Raw genomic sequence first — 20,609 nt, forward strand, 5'->3', positions numbered from 1 at the left:
TTTGTAAAAACCTACGACCAAGGAGTGTCCATGGCCGATTCCATTAACTATCAGCTTGCCAAGTTCGTCGCCAGCTACGGCAAGGTTTCGCAGATCCCCGAGTCCACCTGTCCCGAGGTGAGCTTCGTTGGCCGCTCAAATGTGGGCAAGTCGTCTATCATGAACAAGCTCTTTGGCCGCAAGAACCTGGTCAAGGTTTCCAGCACGCCGGGCAAGACGAGCAACATCAACTTCTTTGAGGCCGACGACGTGCATTTCGTGGACCTGCCGGGTTACGGTTTCGCCCGTCGCTCCAAGGCCGAGCGCGACCGCTGGGCCGAGCTTATCGGCGACTTTTTCGACTCCGAGCGCAGCTTTAACCTGGTTGTGTCGCTGGTGGACATTCGCCACGATCCCAGTAAGCTCGACCATGACATGATCGACTACCTGCAGGGCAACGAATTCAACTTTATCGTCTGCCTCACCAAGGCCGACAAACTCAGCCGTACCCAGCAGGCCCGTCAGGCGGCAGCCATCAAAAAGCAGCTCAACGTCCCGGCCGAAAACGTAATCATCACAAGCTCCCAAACCGGCACCGGCATCGACGAACTAAAAAAGCGCATCGCCGAGGCTTGCCTCTAGTAAGGCTGCAGCCCCTCAAAAGCTCTCATCTATATCACCCCAGTGATAGTTATTGGTAAACTATCACTGGGGTGATATTTTTAGGAGGTCGATATGGAGCTTTGGCACGGGTCGGAGGTTGTTGTCGAGCATCCATCGTTGGATAAATGCAGGCAATTCAATGACTATGGGCGCGGGTTTTATTGCACACCACATGAGGAAATGGCAATGGAATGGGCATGCCGGACCGAGTCTGATGGCATTGCCAATCGATATGAGCTTGATTTAGATGGCCTTTCGGTCTTGGATTTAGAGTCTGGGGAGTTCTCAATCCTCAATTGGCTTGCGATTTTGGCTAACAATAGGGAGTTCAATGTTTCGACACCGCTAGCGCGCGAAGGACTTCGTTATCTGCTGGATAACTGCCTGATTGATATTTCTCCCTATGACGTTATTCGAGGCTATCGCGCCGACGATTCCTACTTTTCGTTTGCAAGACAGTTTGTCAACGGCATGATCTCGCTCAGGCAATTGCAGCGCATTATGTTTTTGGGGGATTTGGGCATTCAATATGCGCTTATGAGTGAGCGCGCGTTCTCGGCGATCAGGTTCCGCGATTGGAAGCAGGCCTCGGGAGCCGAGTTTTATCCCAAACGATTTGAGCGAGAACAGAACGCTCGACGTAAGTATCTGGATACGGTCAATGGGTTCGATTCCGAAGGTATCGACATTAGGGATTTAATGGCAGGGAGGGTTGATTTAAATGATCCAAGAGTTAATAGATCGTGGGCCGAGTAGGACATATCCCGTCTACTATCTCGAGGATGCAATGAACAATCTCGGCGACTGCTTTGACTATGCCGTTAACGATTATGGAGCAGAAGGATCGGAAGTTGCTGAACTCTTTTGCCTGAGCGGCGTAGCTCGCGAGTTCGAACGCGGCAACGCATGGGTAGTGTCGGGAAAATCGGGCGTTGAGCTGTTCGCGCTTATCGCCGAAAGGTCGGGCTATCAAAACAGGCCTATACCGGACTGCACCTATCGATTTGAGAAGACGCCGGAATATTGGACAGGCTGGATATTGGCATACCTTCAGTGGCGCCTAGGAGAGTCTTTCGAAGATTTGCTGCATGTCGTTCCATTTGATGCGCTGCGCAGTCTGTACTACCCCTGGCACGAAGCCTCGGAGGAACGCGTGGCTCGCCTCGTCTGCGATATGGCGAAGAAAGCGTCCAGGCAAACAAAACTTGCGTTAGCAAGAAAGAAGCTTAAGAAAACCCAACAAGACCTAGCATACGAATCAGGTGTGTCACTCCGCTCAATCCAAATGTACGAGCAGCGCCAGAGAAACATCAATGAAGCTTCGGTAACAAGCGTAAGAGCCATAGCAAAAGCCCTCCACTGCAACATCGAAGACCTCCTAGAACCAGTCTTTGAATTCAAAGAATCCAGCGCCGCCTAAACCAAGCACACAGCCGATGCCCGCCTCTAGGAAGTGCTCCAGCCTAGTAAGAGCCCCTATCAATAAAAAGCCAAACTATCAGCCCGGCGCTTTTACAGAGCGAAGGTCCCTGTAGCCGCCGCCAGCGAAGTTAACGTAGGGAGGCCAGGGGCTTTGCCCCCAAATCTTTCCGCAGGACGGCAGGACCCCCGCCGCACGAAGTGCGCAGCGGGGGTCCTGTCATGTCCGAGGACGATTTGGGGGCAAAGCCCCTGGCCTCCCCGGCGAGTATACGGGACGGCGACTACAGGTATTCGATCTGGGCGCCTTCCGTGTCGCACGTCAGAATATGCGTATCACACTTGGGGAACTGCTCGCGCAGCTTGACCTGCAGGAACTTGGCTACGATGGTGTCATCGGTTACGGCCATGAGGGTTGAGCCCGAACCGCTGATCCAGATGGTCTTGGCATCGCCGTTCAGGCAGGTGTCGCGCACGGCGTTGTAATCGGGGATCAAGCGGCGACGATAGGGCTCCTGGATGCGGTCGTCATTGGCGGCGGCAATAAGGTCCAGGTCGCCGGTCTCCAGGCCGCGCGTCATGCCGGCGATGCGGCCCATTTGCCACACGGCGGTGGAGAGCGGAATCTCCTGCGGCACGACTTTGCGCGCCTCGCTCGTGTGCACCTCGTAGGGCGGAATCACGGTAATAAAACGCAAGCGATCGCTCACCTCATAGCGCAGGCACTGGGGCAGCGAGTCGGTCGGCGTAAAGGAGCAGACGGCGCCGCCCAGGATAGCGGGGGCGACGTTATCGGGATGGCCCTCGACCTCGGTGGCGATGCGGACGAGCTCGGCGCGGTCGACGGTGTGGCCTGTCAGCGCGGCGGCAGCCATAATGCCGGCGACGACGCAGGTGGAGCTGGAACCCAGGCCGCGGGCGACGGGCACGTCAGTCTGAATGTCGATAGCGACGGGGAATGCCGGCTCGCCCCAGGCGGCCAGAGCATCGACAAAGCTCACATAGACCAGGTTATTCTCGTTTTGGAACTCCTCGGGGCAGCCCGTGATGGTGAGTTTGTCGGCGCGGTCGAAGGTGAAGTGCGAGTAGAGGCTGACGGCCATGCCGAGGGTGTCGTAGCCGATGCCTAAGTTTGCGCTGGTGGCGGGGACGGTGATCTTGATCATTGCTGTTGGTCCTCCTGGGGGTCGGTTTCACGCTTGCTCCGCTGCTCGGACAGTCCTGCTCGCACGAAGGCCACATTTAGTGGCCTTCGGCTCGTGCGGAACTCGCGACGGAACAAGCGTGAAACCGGCCTACGCCGTCTCCTCACCGCGCTGGGGAGCCAAATTAAAAGAAAGTGCGCCGGCTTTCGCCGGCGCCTTATAAGGGGTTTTAGTTGGTAGTCATCTTTTTTGCTGCAGACTCTACGTAGTTGGCCATCTCATCGACGTCACAGACGTCTTCGAAGCGGACGGGTTTGGATTCGAGTTCGGCGAGCTGGGTCGGGGCGACCGTGTTGGTGGCCTGCTCGAGCACACGCATGGCCTCAAAGTCGTCCTCGGGAACGTCGAGGCCCAGGGCGTCGCAGCAGGCGCGCGGGAACTTGTAGGGGCTGGCGGTCGAAAGCAGCACGCGGACCTTGGCGCCCTCGGCGGGGGCGACCTGCTCAAAGACGTGATAGCCGCAAGCGGTGTGCGGGTCGATCACGTAGCCGTTGGCGTCCCAGCAGCTCTTGATGGCAGTGCGGACCTCGTCCTCGCTGGCCCAACCGCAGCCAAACACACTTTGGATCTTGGCCAGCAGCTCGGCGGGCACCTCGTAGCGGCCGGTCTGGGCAAGCTGCTCCATAAGGCCGGCAACGAGCTCGCAGTCGCCGTCGGACAGGAAGTAGAGCATACGCTCCAGGTTGGAGCTGATAAGGATGTCCATCGACGGCGAGATGGTCGTGAAGAACGGACGGTTGCGGTCGTAGACGCCGGTGGTCAGGAAGTCGGCCAGCACGTTGTTCTTGTCGCTCGCCACGACGAGCTTGGCGACGGGCAGACCCATGCGCTTGGCGTAGTAGCCGGCCAAGATATCGCCAAAGTTGCCGGTGGGCACACAGAACTCTACGGCGTCGCCAGCCTCGATAGCGGCGGCGCGCAGCAGCTGCGCATAGGCGGCAAAGTAGTAGACGACCTGCGGCACCAGGCGGCCGACGTTGATGGAGTTGGCGCTCGAAAGCACCGTGCCGGCGGCCTCCAGGCGCTCGGCCAGCTCCTTATCGGCAAAGATGCGTTTGACGGCGCTCTGGGCGTCGTCAAAGTTGCCGCGGATACCGCAGACGGCGACGTTGTCGCCCTCCTGTGTGGACATCTGCAGATTCTGGACGCGGCTGACCTTGCCCTCGGGATAAAAGACGGTAATGCCCGTGCCCGGAGCATCGGCAAAACCAGCGAGTGCGGCCTTGCCCGTGTCGCCTGACGTGGCGGTGACGATCATGATGCGCTCGGCGCCGCCTTCTTTGGCGGAGGTGCGGGCCATCAGGCGGGGGAGCATCTGCAGGGCGACGTCCTTAAAGGCGCTCGTGGGGCCGCCAAAGAGCTCCATCACATAGGTCTGAGGGGCGTCGGCGCCCGGTGCGGCATCGAGTTTGACGAGCGGCGTAACCTCTTCGCTCGCGAACGTGCCGCGGTATGCTTCGTCGACACACGCCGAAATTTCTTCGGCCGTGTAATCATTCAGTAACATTCCCAACACATCTTGAGCGATTTCAAAGTACGATTTATCTGCAAGCGAGCTGATATCGACCTGCTGGGTGCCGAGCTCGTCCGAGACAAACAAACCCCCGTCGGGAGCGATGCCAGTACGGATTGCCACCTTACTTGAGCACGATAAAGTGCGTCCTCGTGTACTATGATAAGTTCCCATATAACACTGCTCCTCGGATGCCTTGGTCCCAATCGGTGAAACCATGGTATCAGAGCGCGCAAAATAGGTTCGCAGAGGCTTTTTAGAAAGGTAACCTCCAGCCCATGATTAAGATTGCCAAGTTTGGCGGCTCGTCGGTCGCCGACGCCGAACACTTTAAGAAGATCAAGGCCATCGTCGATGCCGACCCTGCCCGCCGTTTTGTGGTGGTTTCTGCCTGCGGTCGCCGTTTTAAGGGCGACACCAAGGTGACCGACCTGCTTTACCTGGTTAACGCGCACGTTAAGTACCACGTGTCGTGCGAGGAACTGCTCGAGGACATTGGCCAGCGCTACTTTGATATCGCTGACGAGTTGGAGCTCACCTATCCCATCCGCGAAGAGTTTGCGGCCTTTGCCGAGCGTGCTCGCTCCGGTGGCTACTCCACTGAGGAGCTTGTGAGCCGCGGCGAGTACTTCACCGCTCGCCTGATGGCCGAGTACCTGGGCCTGCCGTTCCTGGACGCCGCGACGGTCGTTGCATTCCATCACGATGGTACGCTCAGCATGAACCGCACCTCCGAGTTGGTGCAGGAGTACGGTCAGCAGGGCGGCTTTGTTATGCCCGGTTTCTATGGCGCGACGCGTGAGGGTCAGATCAAGCTGCTCGATCGTGGCGGCGGCGATATTTCCGGCTCGATTCTGGCCAAGTGCCTGGGCGCCGATCTGTACGAGAACTGGACCGACGTTTCGGGCTTCTATTCTGCCGATCCGCGTATTGTGCCCGAGGCGCAGCCCATCGCCCGCGTTACCTACGAGGAGCTGCGTGAGCTTTCGTACATGGGCGCAAGCGTCCTGCACGAGGAGGCCGTGTTTCCTGTGCGTGAGGCGGGTATTCCGCTGGTCATCAAGAACACCAATGCGCCGCAGGACCCCGGCACCATCATTAGCGAGACGGCTGACGAGGGCGAGGCAGAGCCCATCATTACCGGCGTGACCGGCAAGCGCGGCTTTGTCGCCATCAATGTGGCCCGCGACCGCACCAAGCCCCGCGTCGGCTTTATGCGCCGCGCGCTTTCGGTGTTCGAGCGCTATGACGTTTCCGTTGAGCACATGCCCACCGGCGTCGATCGCTTTGGCGCCGTGGTGCAGGAGCAGGATGTGCACGATTCGCTGTACTCGCTTGTGGGCGACATTCAACAGGAAGTCGAGCCGCTCGAGATCGAGGTGGTTGAGGGTCTGGCACTTATTGCTACCGTCGGTCGTAACCTGCGCGGTCGTGCAGGTATCTCGGGCCATCTGTTTGGCATGCTCGGCCAGGCCGGCGTGAGCGTGCGCATGATTTCGCAGAGCTGTGACGAGATCAATATCATTATCGGTGTCGAGGAGAAGGACTTTGACCTGGCGATTCAGACCATCTACCGAGCCTTCTCCGACGAGAACGGCATTGTGAAGGTCTCCGATCTGGAGGCTCCTGCGCCGGTCGATCCCGCTCTGGCCGCACTCCACAAGTAGTTTCCGTCCCGGTAGATTTTTAGGATGTCCCAAAAATCTACTGCCGGGCGTTTCGTTTCGGTTTCGTTTCGACGGGGCGGGTTTTGTATCCGCCCCGTTCTTGTATAAACTGGGCAAGAATATCCGGCCTGCTTGGCGTGCGGGCGATAGCTACAACCTTTAAAGGGGGAAGCATGAAACAGTACACGGTTGCTATTTTGGGCGCGACGGGAGCTGTGGGCACCCAGATGCTCGAGTGCCTCAACGAGCAGGAGTTTCCGGTCGGTAAGCTCAAGCTGCTGGCGAGCGCGCGCTCTGCGGGCAAGACCGTTGAGTTCCGCGGCGAGCAGGTTGTGATCGAAGAGGCTTGCCCCGAGGCCTTTGAGGGCTGCGACATCGTACTCGGCGCTGCCGGCGACGATATCGCCAAGGAGCTGCTGCCCGAGGCCGTCAAGCGCGGTGCCGTTGTGGTCGACAACAGCCACGCCTTCCGTCTGGATCCCGAGGTGCCGCTGGTCGTGCCCGAGATTAACGCCGATGACATTAAGTGGCACCACGGCCTGATCGCCAACCCCAACTGCGCGACCATCATCGGTCTGGTTCCTACGTGGCCGCTACATCAGCTCGCCGGCGTGAAGCGCATGATCGTGTCCACGTATCAGGCAGCTTCGGGTGCTGGCGCTCCCGGTATGGCCGAGCTCGAGGCTCAGCTGGCCGCTCTGGGCCGTGGCGAGGAGATTCCCGAGCCGCGTGCATTTGCCGCCCAGCTGGCGAGCAACCTGATTCCGCAGATTGGCGGCGTCAAGGAAGAGGGCTTTACCTCCGAGGAGATGAAGCTGCAAAACGAGGGCCGCAAGATCATGCACCTGCCCGAGCTGCGCGTGAACTGCACCTGCGTGCGCGTGCCCGTGCTGCGCTCGCACTCCGAGAGCATTACGCTCGAGTTCGAGCGCGACATCACGGTGGAAGAGGCCCGTGCTGCGCTTGCCGCCGCTCCGGGCGTCAAGCTGGTTGACGATCTGGGTGCCGAGGATGCACACGATCGCTTCCCCATGCCGATGGACACCTCCGACCAGGACCTGATCTGGGTCGGTCGCGTGCGCCGTGATATCTCGAACCCCGAGGCCGCACGTGGCATCACCTTCTGGTGCTGCGGCGACCAAATCCGTAAGGGCGCGGCAACCAACGCCGTCCAGATCGCTAAGCTGCTCTGCGAGTAGGTTGACCTGTCCGGCGGGGGCCGGGTTTAGTTTTCAGAACGTCCTCGACCATGTGTGGCGCCTTGTCCTGCTCCTTCGGAGCCGCGGACAAGGCGCCACACTGGTCTGCGGAGTGTTCTGAAAACTAAACCCGGCCCCCGCCTGCGGTGACGCTGCTGCGCGCGGCCTGCGATGGGGCCGTTGTTGGTTGGGGCCGTTGGGCTGATGTGGGGGCACGTGGTTGTTGCGGGCCCTGGTCCCGGCGGCGGCCTTGGCGCTTCGCGCCTGCCGCCTTTGGGGACTGTGGGGCTCGGCCGGCAGCTGCGGCGCGTTCGCGCCTGCTGCCTTGGGTGACTTTGGGGTCGATTGGGGTTGTCTGCACAATTCGCGGTATTATGTTGCGGAGTTTTGAAAGGAGCCGCTGGTGGTCACGACGACGTTTGCTTCGCCTTTGGGCGAAATCCTGCTTGCCGCTGATGGCCGCGGTTTGACGGGGCTTTGGTTTGAGAGGCAGGAGCACTTTGGCTCTACGCTACTCAAAGAGGATGCGGAGTATGTCGTAGGTGCCGATGCGGTTTCTGGTGCCGGTGGGATGTCTTCGGTGAGTCCGGCAAATGGTGCGGCTTCTTCGGTGCTTGAGCGTTCCTGGGCTTGGCTGAATGCTTATTTTGCGGGGCAGGAGCCTCGGTTTACGCCGCCGTTGCATATGATTGGCACGGCGTTTCAGCGTGAAGTTTGGTACGAGCTGCTTTCAATTCCGCGTGGCGAGGTCGCTACGTATGGCGAGATCGCCCAGCGTGTTGCGGCTCGACATCGTGTGCCGGGAAATGAGGCACCCGTTGTGTCTCCCCGTGCCGTGGGGGCCGCGGTCGCGCGTAATCCCATTTCGATTATTGTGCCGTGCCATCGCGTGGTTGCCGCCGATGGTTCGCTCAACGGATATGCTGGCGGCCTTGACCGCAAGGAGTGGCTGCTGCGGCTTGAGGGCGCGTACGAGGAGTAACGCTCGAGCACTTTGCATAGCCAAGATGCCGTGAAAGAACGGGACACGCTTTCCGAATGGAGGCTCAGACGGAAACCACGTTCCGGAATTCTGTTATAAAGCGGGATGCGCTTTCCGAATGGCGTCCCGAGCGGAAACCGTGCCCCGGAATACAGCCTCAGAGTGGGACGCCGTTTCCGGTTGAGACCACCTGCCTGGACATCGATCTACGCCCGCTCCTGCAGGGCGTAGATGGACTTATCCATGTTGAATAGGTAAGCCACAACGCAGACGATGAAGAACGCCGGCAGATTACCGAAACCGAAGACCTCGCAACCGATAAGGATTGGCGCGAGCAGCGTGTTGGTGGCGCCGCCAAAGACGGCGGCGTAGCCCAGCGCGGCGCAGAACTCGACGGGCATGCCGAGAATTCCGGCGAGCACGACACCCAGGCTTGCTCCGATGGAGAACAGCGGCGTTACCTCACCACCTTGATATCCTGCGGCAAGCGTGGCGATGGTGAGTGCGAATTTAAGCGCCCAGTCCCAAGGCATGATGGCAATCTTGCCGTTGTCGTCCAGCGCTGCCGATATCAGGTTTGTGCCAAGGCCGCAGTATCGCCCCTGCCACAGTACGAACAGAATCGCCGACAGTGCAAGGCCCATAACGGCAACGCGTATGTAAGGGTTGGGGAACAGCCGCGCTGCAAGGGTCTTGGCATGGGCAAGGCACCAGGCAAAAGCGCCGCCTACCATACCAAACGCGATACCCAACAGCGCTAGCCGTCCAAGACCGGGGAGGTCGAGCGCATACGAGGCGGTAACGGCGACCTCGAACTTCTCGAGTCCTAGGGCGCCGGAGGTCATACTTGCTGCGAGTGAGGCCGTAAGCGCGGGAAACAGCGCGCGGTATTCCATGCGTCCTGCGACCAGCACTTCGATAGCAAAGACCGTGGCTGCAAGTGGCGTTCGAAAGAGTCCGGCAAAGCCGGCAGCCATGCCGATAAGCAAAAACGTGTTGCCGGGGTCGCGGAAAGGCAAACGTCGGCCGATCCAATGTGAGACGGTTGCACCGATCTGCACGGCCACGCCCTCGCGTCCCGTGCTGCCGCCAAAGAGGTGCGTTCCCCACGTGCTCAGCATAATGAGCGGCACCAAGCGCGGGGAGATAGCGTCTTCGCGCCCGTGGCCTACGTCGAATACTAAGCTCATGCCGCGTTCGGTGCCTTTGCCCCAAGTGCGGTAGGCAAACACGATGGCAAGGCCCGCGAGGGCGAGGAGGGGAAGGAGCAGAGTGATGTGCTCGTCACGGAAGGTGCCAATCGCCAGAAGCACGCGACCAAAGAGCGCGCAGATGGCGCCAACGATAATGCCGACGGGGATTCCGACAGCGCCCATAAGCACGAGGCCGCTATAGGTGTTGACCAGGCGTTTAATCCTGCTCGATGTGCTGCTTTCTGACACTTCTCCTCCAAAACAAAAAAGACTCCTGCCGCGGCGTGATACCTAGGAGGCACCACGTAACAGCAGAAGTCATCAGCAACAAGGCGGTTTAGGGTGACGCGACAGCTTAGCTAGCGCACCCAGCGGAGACATTCATTCCGAAGCGGCATCATAGCGGTGGGCGAGGCTTGGGTCAAATGGTTGACTTGGATAGCCTCAATGCCTCGCCCACACCCGCCATTCCCCCATATAAAACCTGCCAAAATGAGCCTGTCCCTTTTTGGTGGGTGGGAAATGGGTAATACTAAAGAGTTATCCGACCAGATGGGAATTAATCGATGGCCTATATTGAATTCAAAGACGTCATCAAGGCATACGGCGAGGGCGACGCCCGCATCCACGCGCTCGACGGCGCGAGCTTTACGGTCGAGCGCGGCGAGCTCGCCATCATTCTGGGTGCTTCGGGTGCCGGCAAGACCACGGCGCTCAACATTCTGGGCGGCATGGATACGGCGACCTCCGGCACCGTGACGGTGGACGGGCGCGACGTGAGCTCCGCCAACGAGGCGCAGCTCGTGGAATACCGCCGCGCCGACGTCGGCTTTGTTTTCCAGTTCTACAATCTGGTCCCCAACCTGACGGCACTCGAAAACGTCGAGCTCGCGGCGCAAATCTGCCCCGATTCGCTCGATGCCGAGCAAACGCTTTGCCAGGTCGGCCTGGGCGAGCGCCTCGCCAACTTTCCTGCGCAGCTTTCGGGAGGAGAGCAGCAGCGCGTGTCCATTGCCCGCGCGCTGGCCAAGAACCCTAAGCTGCTCCTTTGCGACGAGCCCACGGGCGCGCTCGACTACAAAACCGGCAAGCAGATTCTGCAGCTGTTGCAGGACACCTGTCGCAAGCAAGGCATTACGGTCATTATCATCACCCACAACTCCGCGCTGGCGCCCATGGCCGATCGCCTGATCCGCTTTAAGAGCGGCCGCGTGGAGAGCGAGACTGTCCAGCAAAATCCTGTACCTATCGAGACGATCGAGTGGTAGCGCCCATGGACCAGGATCGCCAAAACAGCCAAAACCGTGATACGGAGCACGTCGGTCGCGACCGAGAGTTCGCGACCTACCGCACTGCCCAAAGTTCAAACGACATGGTGCCGACGGTGTTTCGCCGTGGCATCTACCGCACAATCCGAGGCGGTCTTAAGCGCTTCTTGTCCATCGTGGTCATCACGGCGCTTGGCGTGAGTGTGATGTGTGGCCTTAAGGCGGGCTGCGAGGACCTGTGCGATTCGGTTGACGCCTACTTTGACCAGCAGAATGTCTATGATATTAACGTGCAGTCGACCTATGGCCTTACGCGCGACGATCTTGCGGCCATTCAAGAGGTCGACAGCGTCGAGACAGCCGAGGGCATCTACACCGAGACCGCCTACACCGCCGTGGGTACAACGCGCGAGCGCGTGGTCGTCCAGAGCCTTTCCAGGGAGAATATCGATCAGCCGGTGCTGGTGAGTGGCGATTTGCCCGAGCGTGCCGGCGAGGTCGCGGTGACCTCGCGTTTTTTGAAGGCTTCGGGCAAGAAAATCGGCGATACGGTGAGCTTTGCCGCCAACGATGCGAGCTCGTCCAATCAAAGTGCCAAGGATCAGTTCGCCGCGGGTGATTACACCATTACGGCTGAGGTCCTCGACCCCACCGATGTGAGCTCCGACTCGACCGTCAATGCCTTTCGCGCTGCTTCGGCTGCGGACTATAAGTTCTATGTGAGCGAGGATGCCGCGACATCTTCTTCCTACTCCGCGGTTCACGTGACCGTCGAGGGGGCTAAGAGCCTCAATTCCTATTCGGATGCCTACACGACAAAGATTAATGAGGTCAAGGGCAATATCGATAAGATCCGCGACGGACGCGAAAAGGCACGTGCTCAAGAGTTGACGGTCGATACGCCGGCAAGTTTGGATGCGGCCGAGCGCCAAGCGAATATGCTCTTTGGGATTGAACAGGACAACATCGATCGTATGGCCGAGGGCAGCGAGGAGCGTGCGCAGGCGCAAGCCGACCTGGACCAGCGCCGTGCCGCCGCCGACCAGCAGTTTGCCGATGCCCGCGCCGAGATTTCCGACCTTGGCGAATGCACCTGGTACATCCAGGACCGCGGCAACATCGCGAGCTACTCGAGCGTCGAGAGCGATAGCTCCTCGATCGAGGCCATCGCCACGGTTTTCCCGTTCATCTTCTTTATCGTCGCTGTGCTCATCAGTCTCACCACCGCCACGCGTATGGTCGAGGAGGAGCGCACGCTCATCGGTCTGTACAAGGCACTCGGCTATTCACGCGGGCGTATCCTGTCCAAATACGTGGACTATGCGCTGTGGGCTTGCCTGATTGGCGGCGTGCTGGGCAACATCATTGGATTTGTGGGCCTGCCGCTGTTCTTGTTTACGGTATTCGACGACATGTACTCGCTGCCCCAGATGCTGCTTTCGTACGACATCGTGTCCTCGATCGTTTCGGTGGCGCTGTTTGCCGTGGGCGTGGTGGGCGCCACGATTATCGCCTGCCGCCACGAGATGGCCGAGACCCCGGCCTCGCTCATGCGCCCCAAGGCCCCGCGCGCCGGCTCGCGCATCTTGCTCGAGCGCATCGGCTTTATCTGGCGCCGCATGGGCTTCTTAAATAAGGTCGCTGCACGTAACCTATTCCGCTACAAAAAGCGCGCCTTTATGACCATCTTTGGCATCGCGGGCTGCACGGCGCTCGTGATTTGCGGTATGGGCATCCGCGATACATCGGTGGCGCTTTCGCCCAAGCAGTACGGGCATATCACGCGCTATGACCTGCTAGCGGTCGCCAATCCCGACGATTTTTCGCAGACGTGCGCGGCGCTCGACGAGCGAAGCGCAGCCAAGGATTCCGACGTGACCGTGACTTCGACGCTGCCGATTATGACCGACAACGTCACCTTTACATTTGGCGGCAAGAGCGAGACCGTGCAACTGATCGTGGTGCCCGATGACCGCACGAACGACCTGGACGACTACGTGTGTCTCGAGGACGAGTCCGAAGAACCGCTCGCCCTGCGCGACGGGGATGTGTATTTGAGCAAGAGCTCTCAGCTGGTGCTGGGGATCAAGCCGGGTGACACAGCACATGTCCAGGATTCGTCACTCAACGTCGCCAAGGTCAAGGTCAGCGACATTTCGCTTAACTATCTGGGCAACACGCTCTATATGACGCAGAGCACCTATGAGAGCGCGTTCGGTCGAAGCGCGCGCCTCAACGGCATCCTTGCGCTGCTTAAGGGTTCGTCGGCCGATCAGATTGCGTTTACCAACCGTCTTAAGAGCGATGGTTGGATTACGCTGTCGAGTACCGCCGAGCATTGGGAAAACTATGAGGCAAACTTTACGATTATCAATTCGGTCGTGGTGCTTGTGACCTTTATGGCGGCGTGCCTGTCGTTTGTGGTGGTATTTACGTTGTCTAATACCAACATCTCGGAGCGCGAACGCGAGCTGGCGACTATCAAGGTGCTGGGCTTCCGTCGTGGCGAGGTGCACCACTACGTTAACAAGGAGACGCTGATTTTGACGGCGATTGGTGCCGCGCTGGGCGTGCCGCTGGGTGGCCTGCTTGCCGAGAGCTTTACGTACATCCTGCAGATGCCGTCGCTGTACTTTGACGTCGAAGTCGAGCCGCTGAGCTACGTGCTTGCCGTGGTGCTTTCCTTCGGCTTTACGATCATCGTCAACCTCGCCACCAACCGAACGCTCAACAAGATCGACATGGTCGGCGCCCTCAAGAGCGCCGAGTAACCTGCCAAAAAGGGACAGGGTTATTTTGGCAGGTTTTATCTGGGCGAACGCCGGACAACCATTAGGTGGCCCAGCGTTTGCCCCGTTTTGCTGGGGAGGTCTGTCGTTCAGTGCTCTTACTGCCCAATCCAGCGTTGCGCATAGCTCTTAATGTCCTCGGTAAAACCGTCAAGGTCGTCAAGGGTGATCACGCTGTCGATAAGCAAATTGGCTATCTCGCGGTGCATTGTGCTGCGGCGAATGTTGTTTGCGATTACGCCTGAGGACAGCTTGTCTCTATTGAGGCGCTCTTCTAATGCCCAAAATCTACTGGACGCTTCGCTGTCGCCGTTCAGCATCTCAACGTACTGGGCGATGAGCTTTTCCATATAACGTTCTTGCCATTGAGGAAGCATTTTCTTAAACAGCTTCCAGTCGCTTTCGGCTACGTCGCGCATATGTCCTCCGCTCGTCAAACGGGCTTTCCATTTGCCTTTCATTCTATTTGGTTTTCGCTCCCAGGCGTGGATGAGAGGCTCTCTTTAGCCTTCGAGATTGGGCTTGAATGGGTCGTATGCCACAAAACGGGCCTATCTACTACGTTTGCTACCACACCCTCGACCATGACAAAGATTATGAAATTAAAACCGCAGGTAGAGGGCTTGCCATTTTTCGGAAAAGGCGGGTATGGTCGGCCCTCTCGAGTTAAACGTAGTAAATAGGCCCTTTTCTTGGCGCGCGGTCAGCTCAATGCTAATCTCCGTGCCGGAACTGACCCAGTTGTTTGTAAGTTGTGGTGATATACGGACTGTTTGGCGCTTTGGAACTTCGAAACAGTCCCTATCTCACCGCAACTTAGGAGAAGGGCGGGGGTGGTTGGGTGCTGGTGGGTCGGAGCGTGTTAGGCCTGTTTGCGGTGCTTCCATTGTTTGCGGCACCAGCGCATGAGCGCCTTTATGACGGGAATCGTGATGAGGATGATCCATGCAGGATGGGGCTGTCCCAAACAGAGCCACATGTAGAGGAACCAAGCGATGGCGGCTGCCGGGTAGATGGCCTCGATCAGCTTAGACAGGTGGCGCCGATCGATGAAGTCACCAATCGCGTAGTAGACGGGAACCAGAAAGACGAGGAAAAGCCCCATGTCCCATGTGCCGTAGACAATGCCGAGCACCAGATAGGCGAGAGCGACAAGTGCGGGGAAGGGAAACTTGTTCCACGCACGACCGACCTTGGTGTGGAAATGCTTGCCATGATGGTCGAGCTTGTCGTGTGCTTCCTTCCAGCTGGAAAACGTCTCGCCGTCGATGGTGACGGTGCCATCGTTGCTGTTCTGTGCCTCATCATCAGTGCTATCCACCGCAGTTCCTTTCATGTGGTGACCGTAATCGAATGAGCCGAGTATGCCGAGAACAACCAGTAGCGACCACCATTTCTAGTTAGAATCTGCTCCAACCCTACCGCAACTACCGGTAGCAACCCCTAACGACCAGCCATTTCAGGACAAATGTCAGTGCTACTCTCAGCTAAGAGCCTGCAACATCCCAAAATCTCAGCCCACGCACTTGCAGCAAGAAGACGAATAGCCTCGGCGAGTATGTAAACGCAGGGCCCTCCGACCCCGCCCGACGATTTCGATTGGCGACCTTTGACGGAGTCAAGGGAGGAGCCAAATCGAAATACGTCGGGCGGGGTCGGAGGGCCCGATGGGATGGGTTTCGACCGAGGCTATTCGTCGCCGAAGCTGATGCCCAATGCCTTGGCCTCGCGCACCAGGTCGCTCTGGGGGTCGACAAACTTGAGCTTGCCGGCGACATCCTCGAGCGGCATGTGGCACATCTTGCCGTCACGCAGGGCAATCATGTAGCCAAACTCGCCGCGTAGGCAGCCCAGTGCCGCCTCGACGCCGCACTGGGTCGCAAAGATGCGGTCCTGGGCGTCGGGCTGACCGCCGCGCTGCGTGTGACCGGGGATGGCGACGCGGGTCTCGCGACCGGTCTTGGCCTCGATCTCCTTGGCGATGTCGTAGACAATCGACGGGCTCGTACGCTCGGCGAGCTTCTTCTTGTACTCCTTCTTGGACAGCGCCGCGTCCTCCTTGGAGATAGCGCCCTCGGCGACGGCCACGATGGTAAAGCGGCTGCCGGTCTCCATGCGATGCTCGATGGTCTTGATGACGTTATCCATGTCGTAGGGGATCTCGGGAATCAAGATGACATCCGCGCCGCCCGCGACGCCAGCGTACAGCGGGATCCAGCCAACCTTGTGGCCCATGATCTCGATGACGAACACGCGGCCGTGGCTCGAGGCGGTGGTGTGGATGTCGTCGATGCACTTGGTGGCAACGTCGATGGCGCTCGTAAAGCCAAACGTCATCTCGGTGCCCCAGGTGTCATTATCGATGGTCTTGGGCAGAGCGATAACGTTGAGGCCTTCTTGGCGTAGACGGTTGGCGGTCTTGGTGGAGCCGTTGCCGCCCAGCATAAACAGGCAGTCGAGCTGCAGCTTGTGATAGGTGTGGACCATCGCGGGCACCTTTTCGACGCCGTCAGCCTCGGGAATGTCCAAGCGCTTGAACGGCGTGCGGCTCGTGCCTAGAATGGTGCCGCCGCGGGTGAGGATGCCGCTAAAATCGGCGGGAGTCATAACGCGGAACCTGCTGTAGATAAGGCCCTGGTAGCCGTCCTCAAAACCATAGATCTCGATAGGCTCTTCGCTATTGGTCATGAGCGTTTTGACAATGCCGCGCATGGTGGCGTTGAGCGCCTGGCAGTCGCCGCCACTGGTAAGAAGACCGATCCTAAGCATGATGAATCCTTCCGGGCAAGTTATAACATGCGCATAAGTTTACCCCCGCACACTGTTGATACAGGGGTAAAACGTGTTAGCTCAAGCGTATAGAAATGTAAGCAACGTCAGGCGAGCGTAAGGTCGACGGGCCTGGCTCCTTACAGCGCGAAGGCGTCGACGTCGCCCCAGTGGCGGCGCAGCGTGATGGCGGCAGCGGGCTCGGTGTTGTCAAAGACGACCGACCACTGCGTGTTGCTGGTGATGTCTTCCGGATTGGGCTCTTGCGCCGCAGCGCGTAGGGCCTTCCAAGCGATTGCCTCGTCTTGGGCGCCGGCACGGGCGTCGAGGACATCGGCGATTGCGACGGCGCGCTCTTTACCATGGCCCAGCTCGCCGTTCTTTTGGTTGGGGAGCACCTCGTCACCATAGCAGGCGTAGAAGTTCGTGACCTGGCGTACGGGCGTCGCCTTGCATGCACGGTCGGGATCGCGCGGATCCCACTCCACCACCCGCGCGTCACCGGCGGCGTCGTTGATAAAGAAGTGGTAATCGCGTCCTGCCATGGCGTGCATGTCGTAGGCGGAAAGCAGGTTGACGGCCTCTTGCGTGGTGGCGGCACGGTCGAGCACCAGACGGATGGCGAGCGAGGTATTGATGACGGGGCGTTGCGTGTCCTGGTCACAGGGTTTGGAATCCAGGGTGAGCACGGCAATGGACACGCCACATTCGTTGACGCCGTCGAGCTGGGCAAACGGGCCTATCAACGCCGCAGCGCGTCCGCCGACGGAGTCAAGCGGAGTGTTATCGCCCAGGTTGTTAAGGGCGGCAAACCCGATGGAGGCATAGCCGTCGCACGGGTGATTACGCACCAGCAGCGCCGAGGTGTCGTCCTTAAAGTCGTAATTGCGACCGGTGCGCACGCGGCCTTCGGCATCTACGGCGACAAAAGCGCTGCAGGCAAACTGGGGCGCCTGGACATGTGCCGGCACACCGGGCAGCACCTGTGCCACCACGGCATCGATGTAGGCCTGGTCGTCGCGCACGCCAGTGGCGATGATGCGATCAAGATCGTAGTCGTAGGCAATGTCGATTGCGTACAGGTCATAGCCATCCGCGTAGCCGGTCAAGCGTTTGAGTGACGCGGCAGACTTGATTTGTTTGTGATAAACGATGCCGGTGGCAGCGGCAAGGCCGACGGCGACTCCTGCGACACCGCAGGCGATGGCAATGTTACGTGGCTTCATGACGGCTCCTTTCGTCCTGTTAGCGTAATTGTCGCAAAAGGAGTGCGGGCATGATGGCTCAACTTGGCGAGCGGCGCGGGATTAAACATGGAATGAAAGGCACGGCACTGGCGCGGCGGGGTATGCTGGAGGGGACCATCAGCCCAGTGAAAGGGGAGAGCATGACTGATCAGGAAACGCCCGAGCGCGCGCATGTGACGGCCGACGATATCGAGGCCGCCAACGACCTTATCGACTTTATCGAGGCATGCCCCAGCATGTTCCATACGGCGGCGACCATTATGGCCGAGCTCGACGAGGCGGGCTTTACCTACCTGCCCGAGAATGCGGCGTGGGACATCGAGCCGGGCGGGCGTTATTACACGCAGCGCAATACCTCGAGCGTTGTTGCCTTTAAAGTGGGCGAGGACCTGGCCGCTACGTGGGGCGAGGACGGCGTTGCCGGTGACTATCATTTTCAGCTGACGGCGTCGCACAGCGACTCGCCGACGTTTAAGGTTAAGGCCGTGCCCGAGCTCGACGGCGCGGGCGAGACGCTACGCCTGAACACCGAGGCCTACGGCGGTATGATCGACTACACCTGGTTCGACCGTCCGCTGGCACTCGCGGGCCGCGTGTTGGTACGCGAGGGCGACCGTATTGAGAGTCGTTTGCTCGCTATCGAGCGCGAAGTCGCCATCATCCCGAGCCTTGCCATCCATATGAACCGCGGCGTTAACGAGGGCTTTGCGCCCAACCGAGCCGTTGACCTGTGCCCTCTCATCAGCGCTGGCGACCTTAAGCAGGGCGACTTTGACGCCCTGATCGCCGACGAGCTGGATGTTGAGCCCGAGCAGATTTTGGGCCGCGATTTGTTCCTGGTCAACCGCCAGGATGCGCGCATTTGGGGCTGGGCCGACGAGTTTATCTCGACGCCCAAGCTCGACGACCTGGCCTGCGCCTACACCTCGCTGCAGGCATTTTTAGGAGCTGAGAACGCGCACGACGTTTCGGTCTTCTGCTGCTTTGATAACGAGGAGGTTGGCTCCGAGACCAAGCAAGGCGCCATGTCGACGTTCTTGGCCGACGCGCTGCGCCGCATTAACGGATCGCTGGGCTTCGATGACGAGTCGTACCACCGTGCGCTTGCCGCTTCGATGCTCGTGAGCTGCGACAACGCGCATGCCGTGCACCCCAACCACGCCGAGAAGTGCGACGCCCGCAACCAGGTTGTGCTCAACGGCGGCATCGTCATCAAGGAGGCCGCCAACCAGCACTACTGCACCGATGCCTTTAGCCGCGCGGTGTTCCAGGCTATTTGCGATGACGCCGACGTACCCACGCAGGCCTTCGCCAACAAGAGCGATATGGCCGGCGGCTCCACCCTGGGCAACCTGTCGAACATGCAGGCGAGTATGCACGCTGTGGACGTGGGCCTGCCGCAGCTGGCCATGCACTCGAGCTACGAGACCGGCGGCGTGCGCGATGTGATGTGCGCCATCCGCGCCCTCACCGCCTTCTACGAGCGTGACCTCCATATCAACGGCGCCGAAAGCGTGGAGCTCTAAAACCTGCCAAAAAGGGATGTTAATTTTGGCAGGTTTTATCTGGGCGAATGCCAGCGGCATTACAAGCCGCTGAGTCCCTAAAGCTTTGCGGGTAGAGAAAAAGTCAGCGAGAGCCCGTCTGGGCGAGCAAGGTGCCTTGAAAGAGGAGGGCATTGGCCTTCTGGCCATGCCCGACGATTGAAAGGCAGATTGCCGTCCAGACGGGCTCGTAGCGTCGGCTCATTACGCCGTTCGTTAGAACGGCGTAATACCTAGTGCTCAATCCAGCAGCGTAGCGTCTCGCCAGCCAGAAGATGGCGTAGGTTCTCGGCGGCGATGTCGACCACGTTGTTGAGCGTGGCCTCTAGGTGGAACCAGCCCGAGATATGCGGCGTGATGAGCATGTTGGGCGCGTCCCACAGGGGGCTTGTCGCGGGCAGCGGCTCGGGATCGGTGACGTCGATCGCGGCGCCGGCAAGGTGTCCCGACTCAAGGGCGGCGACCAGGTCGTCGGCAACCACAAGGTCACCGCGGCCGCCGTTGGCAAAGAAGGCGCCCGGCTTCATTGCGGCGAAGAACTCGGCATCCGCAAGACCGCGGGTCTCGGGCGTGCTGGGCATAAAGGATGCGACGATGTCAGCCTCGGCCAGGCGCTCGGGCAGGGCGTCCATGCCGTCCATGTCCTCAAACACGATGGGGTAGACGAGTGGATGGCGCTTGATGCCGCGGGCGTGCGCGCCCATACTGCGGCAGAGCGTGGCAAAGTGGCCGCCGATATCGCCCGCGCCCAGCACCAGCACGTTGGCATTTTTGAGCGAGGTGACCGGGCCCAAGTCCTCCCAGCGATGCTCGCGCTGCAGGTCCTGGTAGCCGGGCAGGCGCTTCATCATCGACAGCACCATGGCAAACATATGCTCGCTTACGGCCTGACCGTAGGCGCCGATCGAGCAAGACAGCTTGGCGTCAGCCGGCACGGTGCCGGCGGCAAGGTAGTCGTCATAGCCCGCGGTCTGCAATTGCAACAGCTGGAGATGCTCGCATGCGGTAAGCAAGGCAGGGTCGATGTTGCCCAAGATCACGTCGGCATCGGCGACCTGCTCGCGCGTGGCGGCGTCGGCGCTCGTGTAGATAAAGTCCTCGCCCGGAGCGCTCGACTCGAGAATTGCGCGATGACGGTCGTTGACGGGCAGCAAAACTAGGATGTTCACAAG

At 59.6% G+C, this 20,609-nt stretch carries 17 protein-coding genes; 9 read left to right on the plus strand and 8 right to left on the minus strand.

Annotation, left to right across the window (positions count from 1 at the left end):
* Positions 1 to 30 precede the first annotated feature (30 nt).
* From yihA to DXD94_RS05400, 3 genes are all read left to right on the plus strand, one after another.
* Complete coding sequence (gene yihA, locus DXD94_RS05390) at positions 31 to 621, plus strand: ribosome biogenesis GTP-binding protein YihA/YsxC (RefSeq protein ID WP_006234871.1); 591 nt, start codon at positions 31 to 33, stop codon at positions 619 to 621.
* A 93-nt stretch (positions 622 to 714) separates the two neighbouring features.
* A complete protein-coding gene (locus tag DXD94_RS05395; protein ID WP_117763456.1) occupies positions 715 to 1,398 on the plus strand; it encodes a DUF3990 domain-containing protein in 684 nt (227 codons plus the stop codon).
* 31 nt (positions 1,399 to 1,429) lie between these two features.
* Complete coding sequence (locus tag DXD94_RS05400; protein ID WP_117763457.1) at positions 1,430 to 2,062, plus strand: helix-turn-helix transcriptional regulator; 633 nt, start codon at positions 1,430 to 1,432, stop codon at positions 2,060 to 2,062.
* A 283-nt stretch (positions 2,063 to 2,345) separates the two neighbouring features.
* Here the strand turns inward: DXD94_RS05400 and thrB are convergent, their stop codons facing one another.
* Both thrB and thrC read right to left on the minus strand, forming a co-directional pair.
* Entirely contained in the window at positions 2,346 to 3,227 is an 882-nt protein-coding gene (gene thrB / locus DXD94_RS05405) for a homoserine kinase (RefSeq protein WP_117763458.1), read from the minus strand.
* Between the two features lie 208 nt (positions 3,228 to 3,435).
* The gene (gene thrC, locus DXD94_RS05410) at positions 3,436 to 4,953 is read right to left on the minus strand and encodes a threonine synthase (RefSeq protein ID WP_117635681.1); all 1,518 of its coding nucleotides are present in this window, start codon (positions 4,951 to 4,953) and stop codon (positions 3,436 to 3,438) included.
* 104 nt (positions 4,954 to 5,057) lie between these two features.
* Between thrC and DXD94_RS05415 the strand changes: the two genes are divergently transcribed.
* From DXD94_RS05415 to DXD94_RS05425, 3 genes are all read left to right on the plus strand, one after another.
* Positions 5,058 to 6,446, plus strand: a complete 1,389-nt coding sequence (locus tag DXD94_RS05415) for an aspartate kinase (RefSeq protein ID WP_117743714.1) — start codon at positions 5,058 to 5,060, stop codon at positions 6,444 to 6,446.
* A 173-nt stretch (positions 6,447 to 6,619) separates the two neighbouring features.
* Positions 6,620 to 7,645, plus strand: a complete 1,026-nt coding sequence (locus DXD94_RS05420; protein WP_117743715.1) for an aspartate-semialdehyde dehydrogenase — start codon at positions 6,620 to 6,622, stop codon at positions 7,643 to 7,645.
* A gap of 403 nt (positions 7,646 to 8,048) precedes the next feature.
* On the plus strand, positions 8,049 to 8,627 hold the full coding sequence (locus DXD94_RS05425; RefSeq protein WP_233503857.1) for a methylated-DNA--[protein]-cysteine S-methyltransferase: 579 nt from the start codon (positions 8,049 to 8,051) through the stop codon (positions 8,625 to 8,627).
* A 206-nt stretch (positions 8,628 to 8,833) separates the two neighbouring features.
* Here the strand turns inward: DXD94_RS05425 and DXD94_RS05430 are convergent, their stop codons facing one another.
* Positions 8,834 to 10,069, minus strand: a complete 1,236-nt coding sequence (locus DXD94_RS05430) for a chloride channel protein (protein WP_199568397.1) — start codon at positions 10,067 to 10,069, stop codon at positions 8,834 to 8,836.
* A 317-nt stretch (positions 10,070 to 10,386) separates the two neighbouring features.
* Between DXD94_RS05430 and DXD94_RS05435 the strand changes: the two genes are divergently transcribed.
* The gene (locus DXD94_RS05435) at positions 10,387 to 11,088 is read left to right on the plus strand and encodes an ABC transporter ATP-binding protein (protein WP_117743716.1); all 702 of its coding nucleotides are present in this window, start codon (positions 10,387 to 10,389) and stop codon (positions 11,086 to 11,088) included.
* A 5-nt stretch (positions 11,089 to 11,093) separates the two neighbouring features.
* Entirely contained in the window at positions 11,094 to 13,859 is a 2,766-nt protein-coding gene (locus tag DXD94_RS05440) for an ABC transporter permease (RefSeq protein ID WP_233505129.1), read from the plus strand.
* Positions 13,860 to 13,975: 116 nt separating this feature from the next.
* Here DXD94_RS05440 and DXD94_RS05445 read toward each other — a convergent pair whose 3' ends face one another.
* The 4 genes from DXD94_RS05445 to DXD94_RS05460 form a co-directional block, all read right to left on the minus strand.
* Positions 13,976 to 14,296, minus strand: a complete 321-nt coding sequence (locus tag DXD94_RS05445) for a multidrug transporter (RefSeq protein WP_117734238.1) — start codon at positions 14,294 to 14,296, stop codon at positions 13,976 to 13,978.
* Positions 14,297 to 14,739: 443 nt separating this feature from the next.
* Positions 14,740 to 15,198, minus strand: a complete 459-nt coding sequence (locus tag DXD94_RS05450; RefSeq protein ID WP_117763459.1) for a hypothetical protein — start codon at positions 15,196 to 15,198, stop codon at positions 14,740 to 14,742.
* Positions 15,199 to 15,566: 368 nt separating this feature from the next.
* Positions 15,567 to 16,646: a 6-phosphofructokinase gene (locus tag DXD94_RS05455; protein WP_117743718.1), complete on the minus strand. Its 1,080-nt coding sequence runs from the start codon at positions 16,644 to 16,646 to the stop codon at positions 15,567 to 15,569.
* 140 nt (positions 16,647 to 16,786) lie between these two features.
* Entirely contained in the window at positions 16,787 to 17,872 is a 1,086-nt protein-coding gene (locus tag DXD94_RS05460; protein ID WP_117763460.1) for a carcinine hydrolase/isopenicillin-N N-acyltransferase family protein, read from the minus strand.
* A 161-nt stretch (positions 17,873 to 18,033) separates the two neighbouring features.
* Between DXD94_RS05460 and DXD94_RS05465 the strand changes: the two genes are divergently transcribed.
* Positions 18,034 to 19,419 carry a M18 family aminopeptidase gene (locus tag DXD94_RS05465; RefSeq protein ID WP_233540324.1) on the plus strand — a complete coding sequence of 462 codons (1,386 nt, stop codon included), beginning with the start codon at positions 18,034 to 18,036 and terminating at the stop codon, positions 19,417 to 19,419.
* A 251-nt stretch (positions 19,420 to 19,670) separates the two neighbouring features.
* Here DXD94_RS05465 and DXD94_RS05470 read toward each other — a convergent pair whose 3' ends face one another.
* On the minus strand, positions 19,671 to 20,606 hold the full coding sequence (locus tag DXD94_RS05470) for a D-2-hydroxyacid dehydrogenase (RefSeq protein ID WP_117763461.1): 936 nt from the start codon (positions 20,604 to 20,606) through the stop codon (positions 19,671 to 19,673).
* Positions 20,607 to 20,609: the final 3 nt, after the last annotated feature.

Origin of the sequence: Collinsella sp. TM10-22 (assembly GCF_003466125.1) — a bacterium.
Lineage (GTDB): Bacteria > Actinomycetota > Coriobacteriia > Coriobacteriales > Coriobacteriaceae > Collinsella.

Excerpts from the sequence above, each read along its gene's own strand:
- thrC (WP_117635681.1), bottom strand. The coding sequence starts at position 4,953 with ATGGGAACTTATCATAGTACACGAGGACGCACTTTATCGTGCTCAAGT.
- DXD94_RS05395 (WP_117763456.1), top strand. The coding sequence starts at position 715 with ATGGAGCTTTGGCACGGGTCGGAGGTTGTTGTCGAGCATCCATCGTTG.
- DXD94_RS05460 (WP_117763460.1), bottom strand. The coding sequence starts at position 17,872 with ATGAAGCCACGTAACATTGCCATCGCCTGCGGTGTCGCAGGAGTCGCC.
- DXD94_RS05415 (WP_117743714.1), top strand. The coding sequence starts at position 5,058 with ATGATTAAGATTGCCAAGTTTGGCGGCTCGTCGGTCGCCGACGCCGAA.
- DXD94_RS05465 (WP_233540324.1), top strand. The coding sequence starts at position 18,034 with ATGACTGATCAGGAAACGCCCGAGCGCGCGCATGTGACGGCCGACGAT.
- DXD94_RS05455 (WP_117743718.1), bottom strand. The coding sequence starts at position 16,646 with ATGCTTAGGATCGGTCTTCTTACCAGTGGCGGCGACTGCCAGGCGCTC.
- thrB (WP_117763458.1), bottom strand. The coding sequence starts at position 3,227 with ATGATCAAGATCACCGTCCCCGCCACCAGCGCAAACTTAGGCATCGGC.
- DXD94_RS05435 (WP_117743716.1), top strand. The coding sequence starts at position 10,387 with ATGGCCTATATTGAATTCAAAGACGTCATCAAGGCATACGGCGAGGGC.
- DXD94_RS05445 (WP_117734238.1), bottom strand. The coding sequence starts at position 14,296 with ATGCGCGACGTAGCCGAAAGCGACTGGAAGCTGTTTAAGAAAATGCTT.
- DXD94_RS05400 (WP_117763457.1), top strand. The coding sequence starts at position 1,430 with ATGAACAATCTCGGCGACTGCTTTGACTATGCCGTTAACGATTATGGA.
- yihA (WP_006234871.1), top strand. The coding sequence starts at position 31 with ATGGCCGATTCCATTAACTATCAGCTTGCCAAGTTCGTCGCCAGCTAC.
- DXD94_RS05440 (WP_233505129.1), top strand. The coding sequence starts at position 11,094 with ATGGACCAGGATCGCCAAAACAGCCAAAACCGTGATACGGAGCACGTC.
- DXD94_RS05420 (WP_117743715.1), top strand. The coding sequence starts at position 6,620 with ATGAAACAGTACACGGTTGCTATTTTGGGCGCGACGGGAGCTGTGGGC.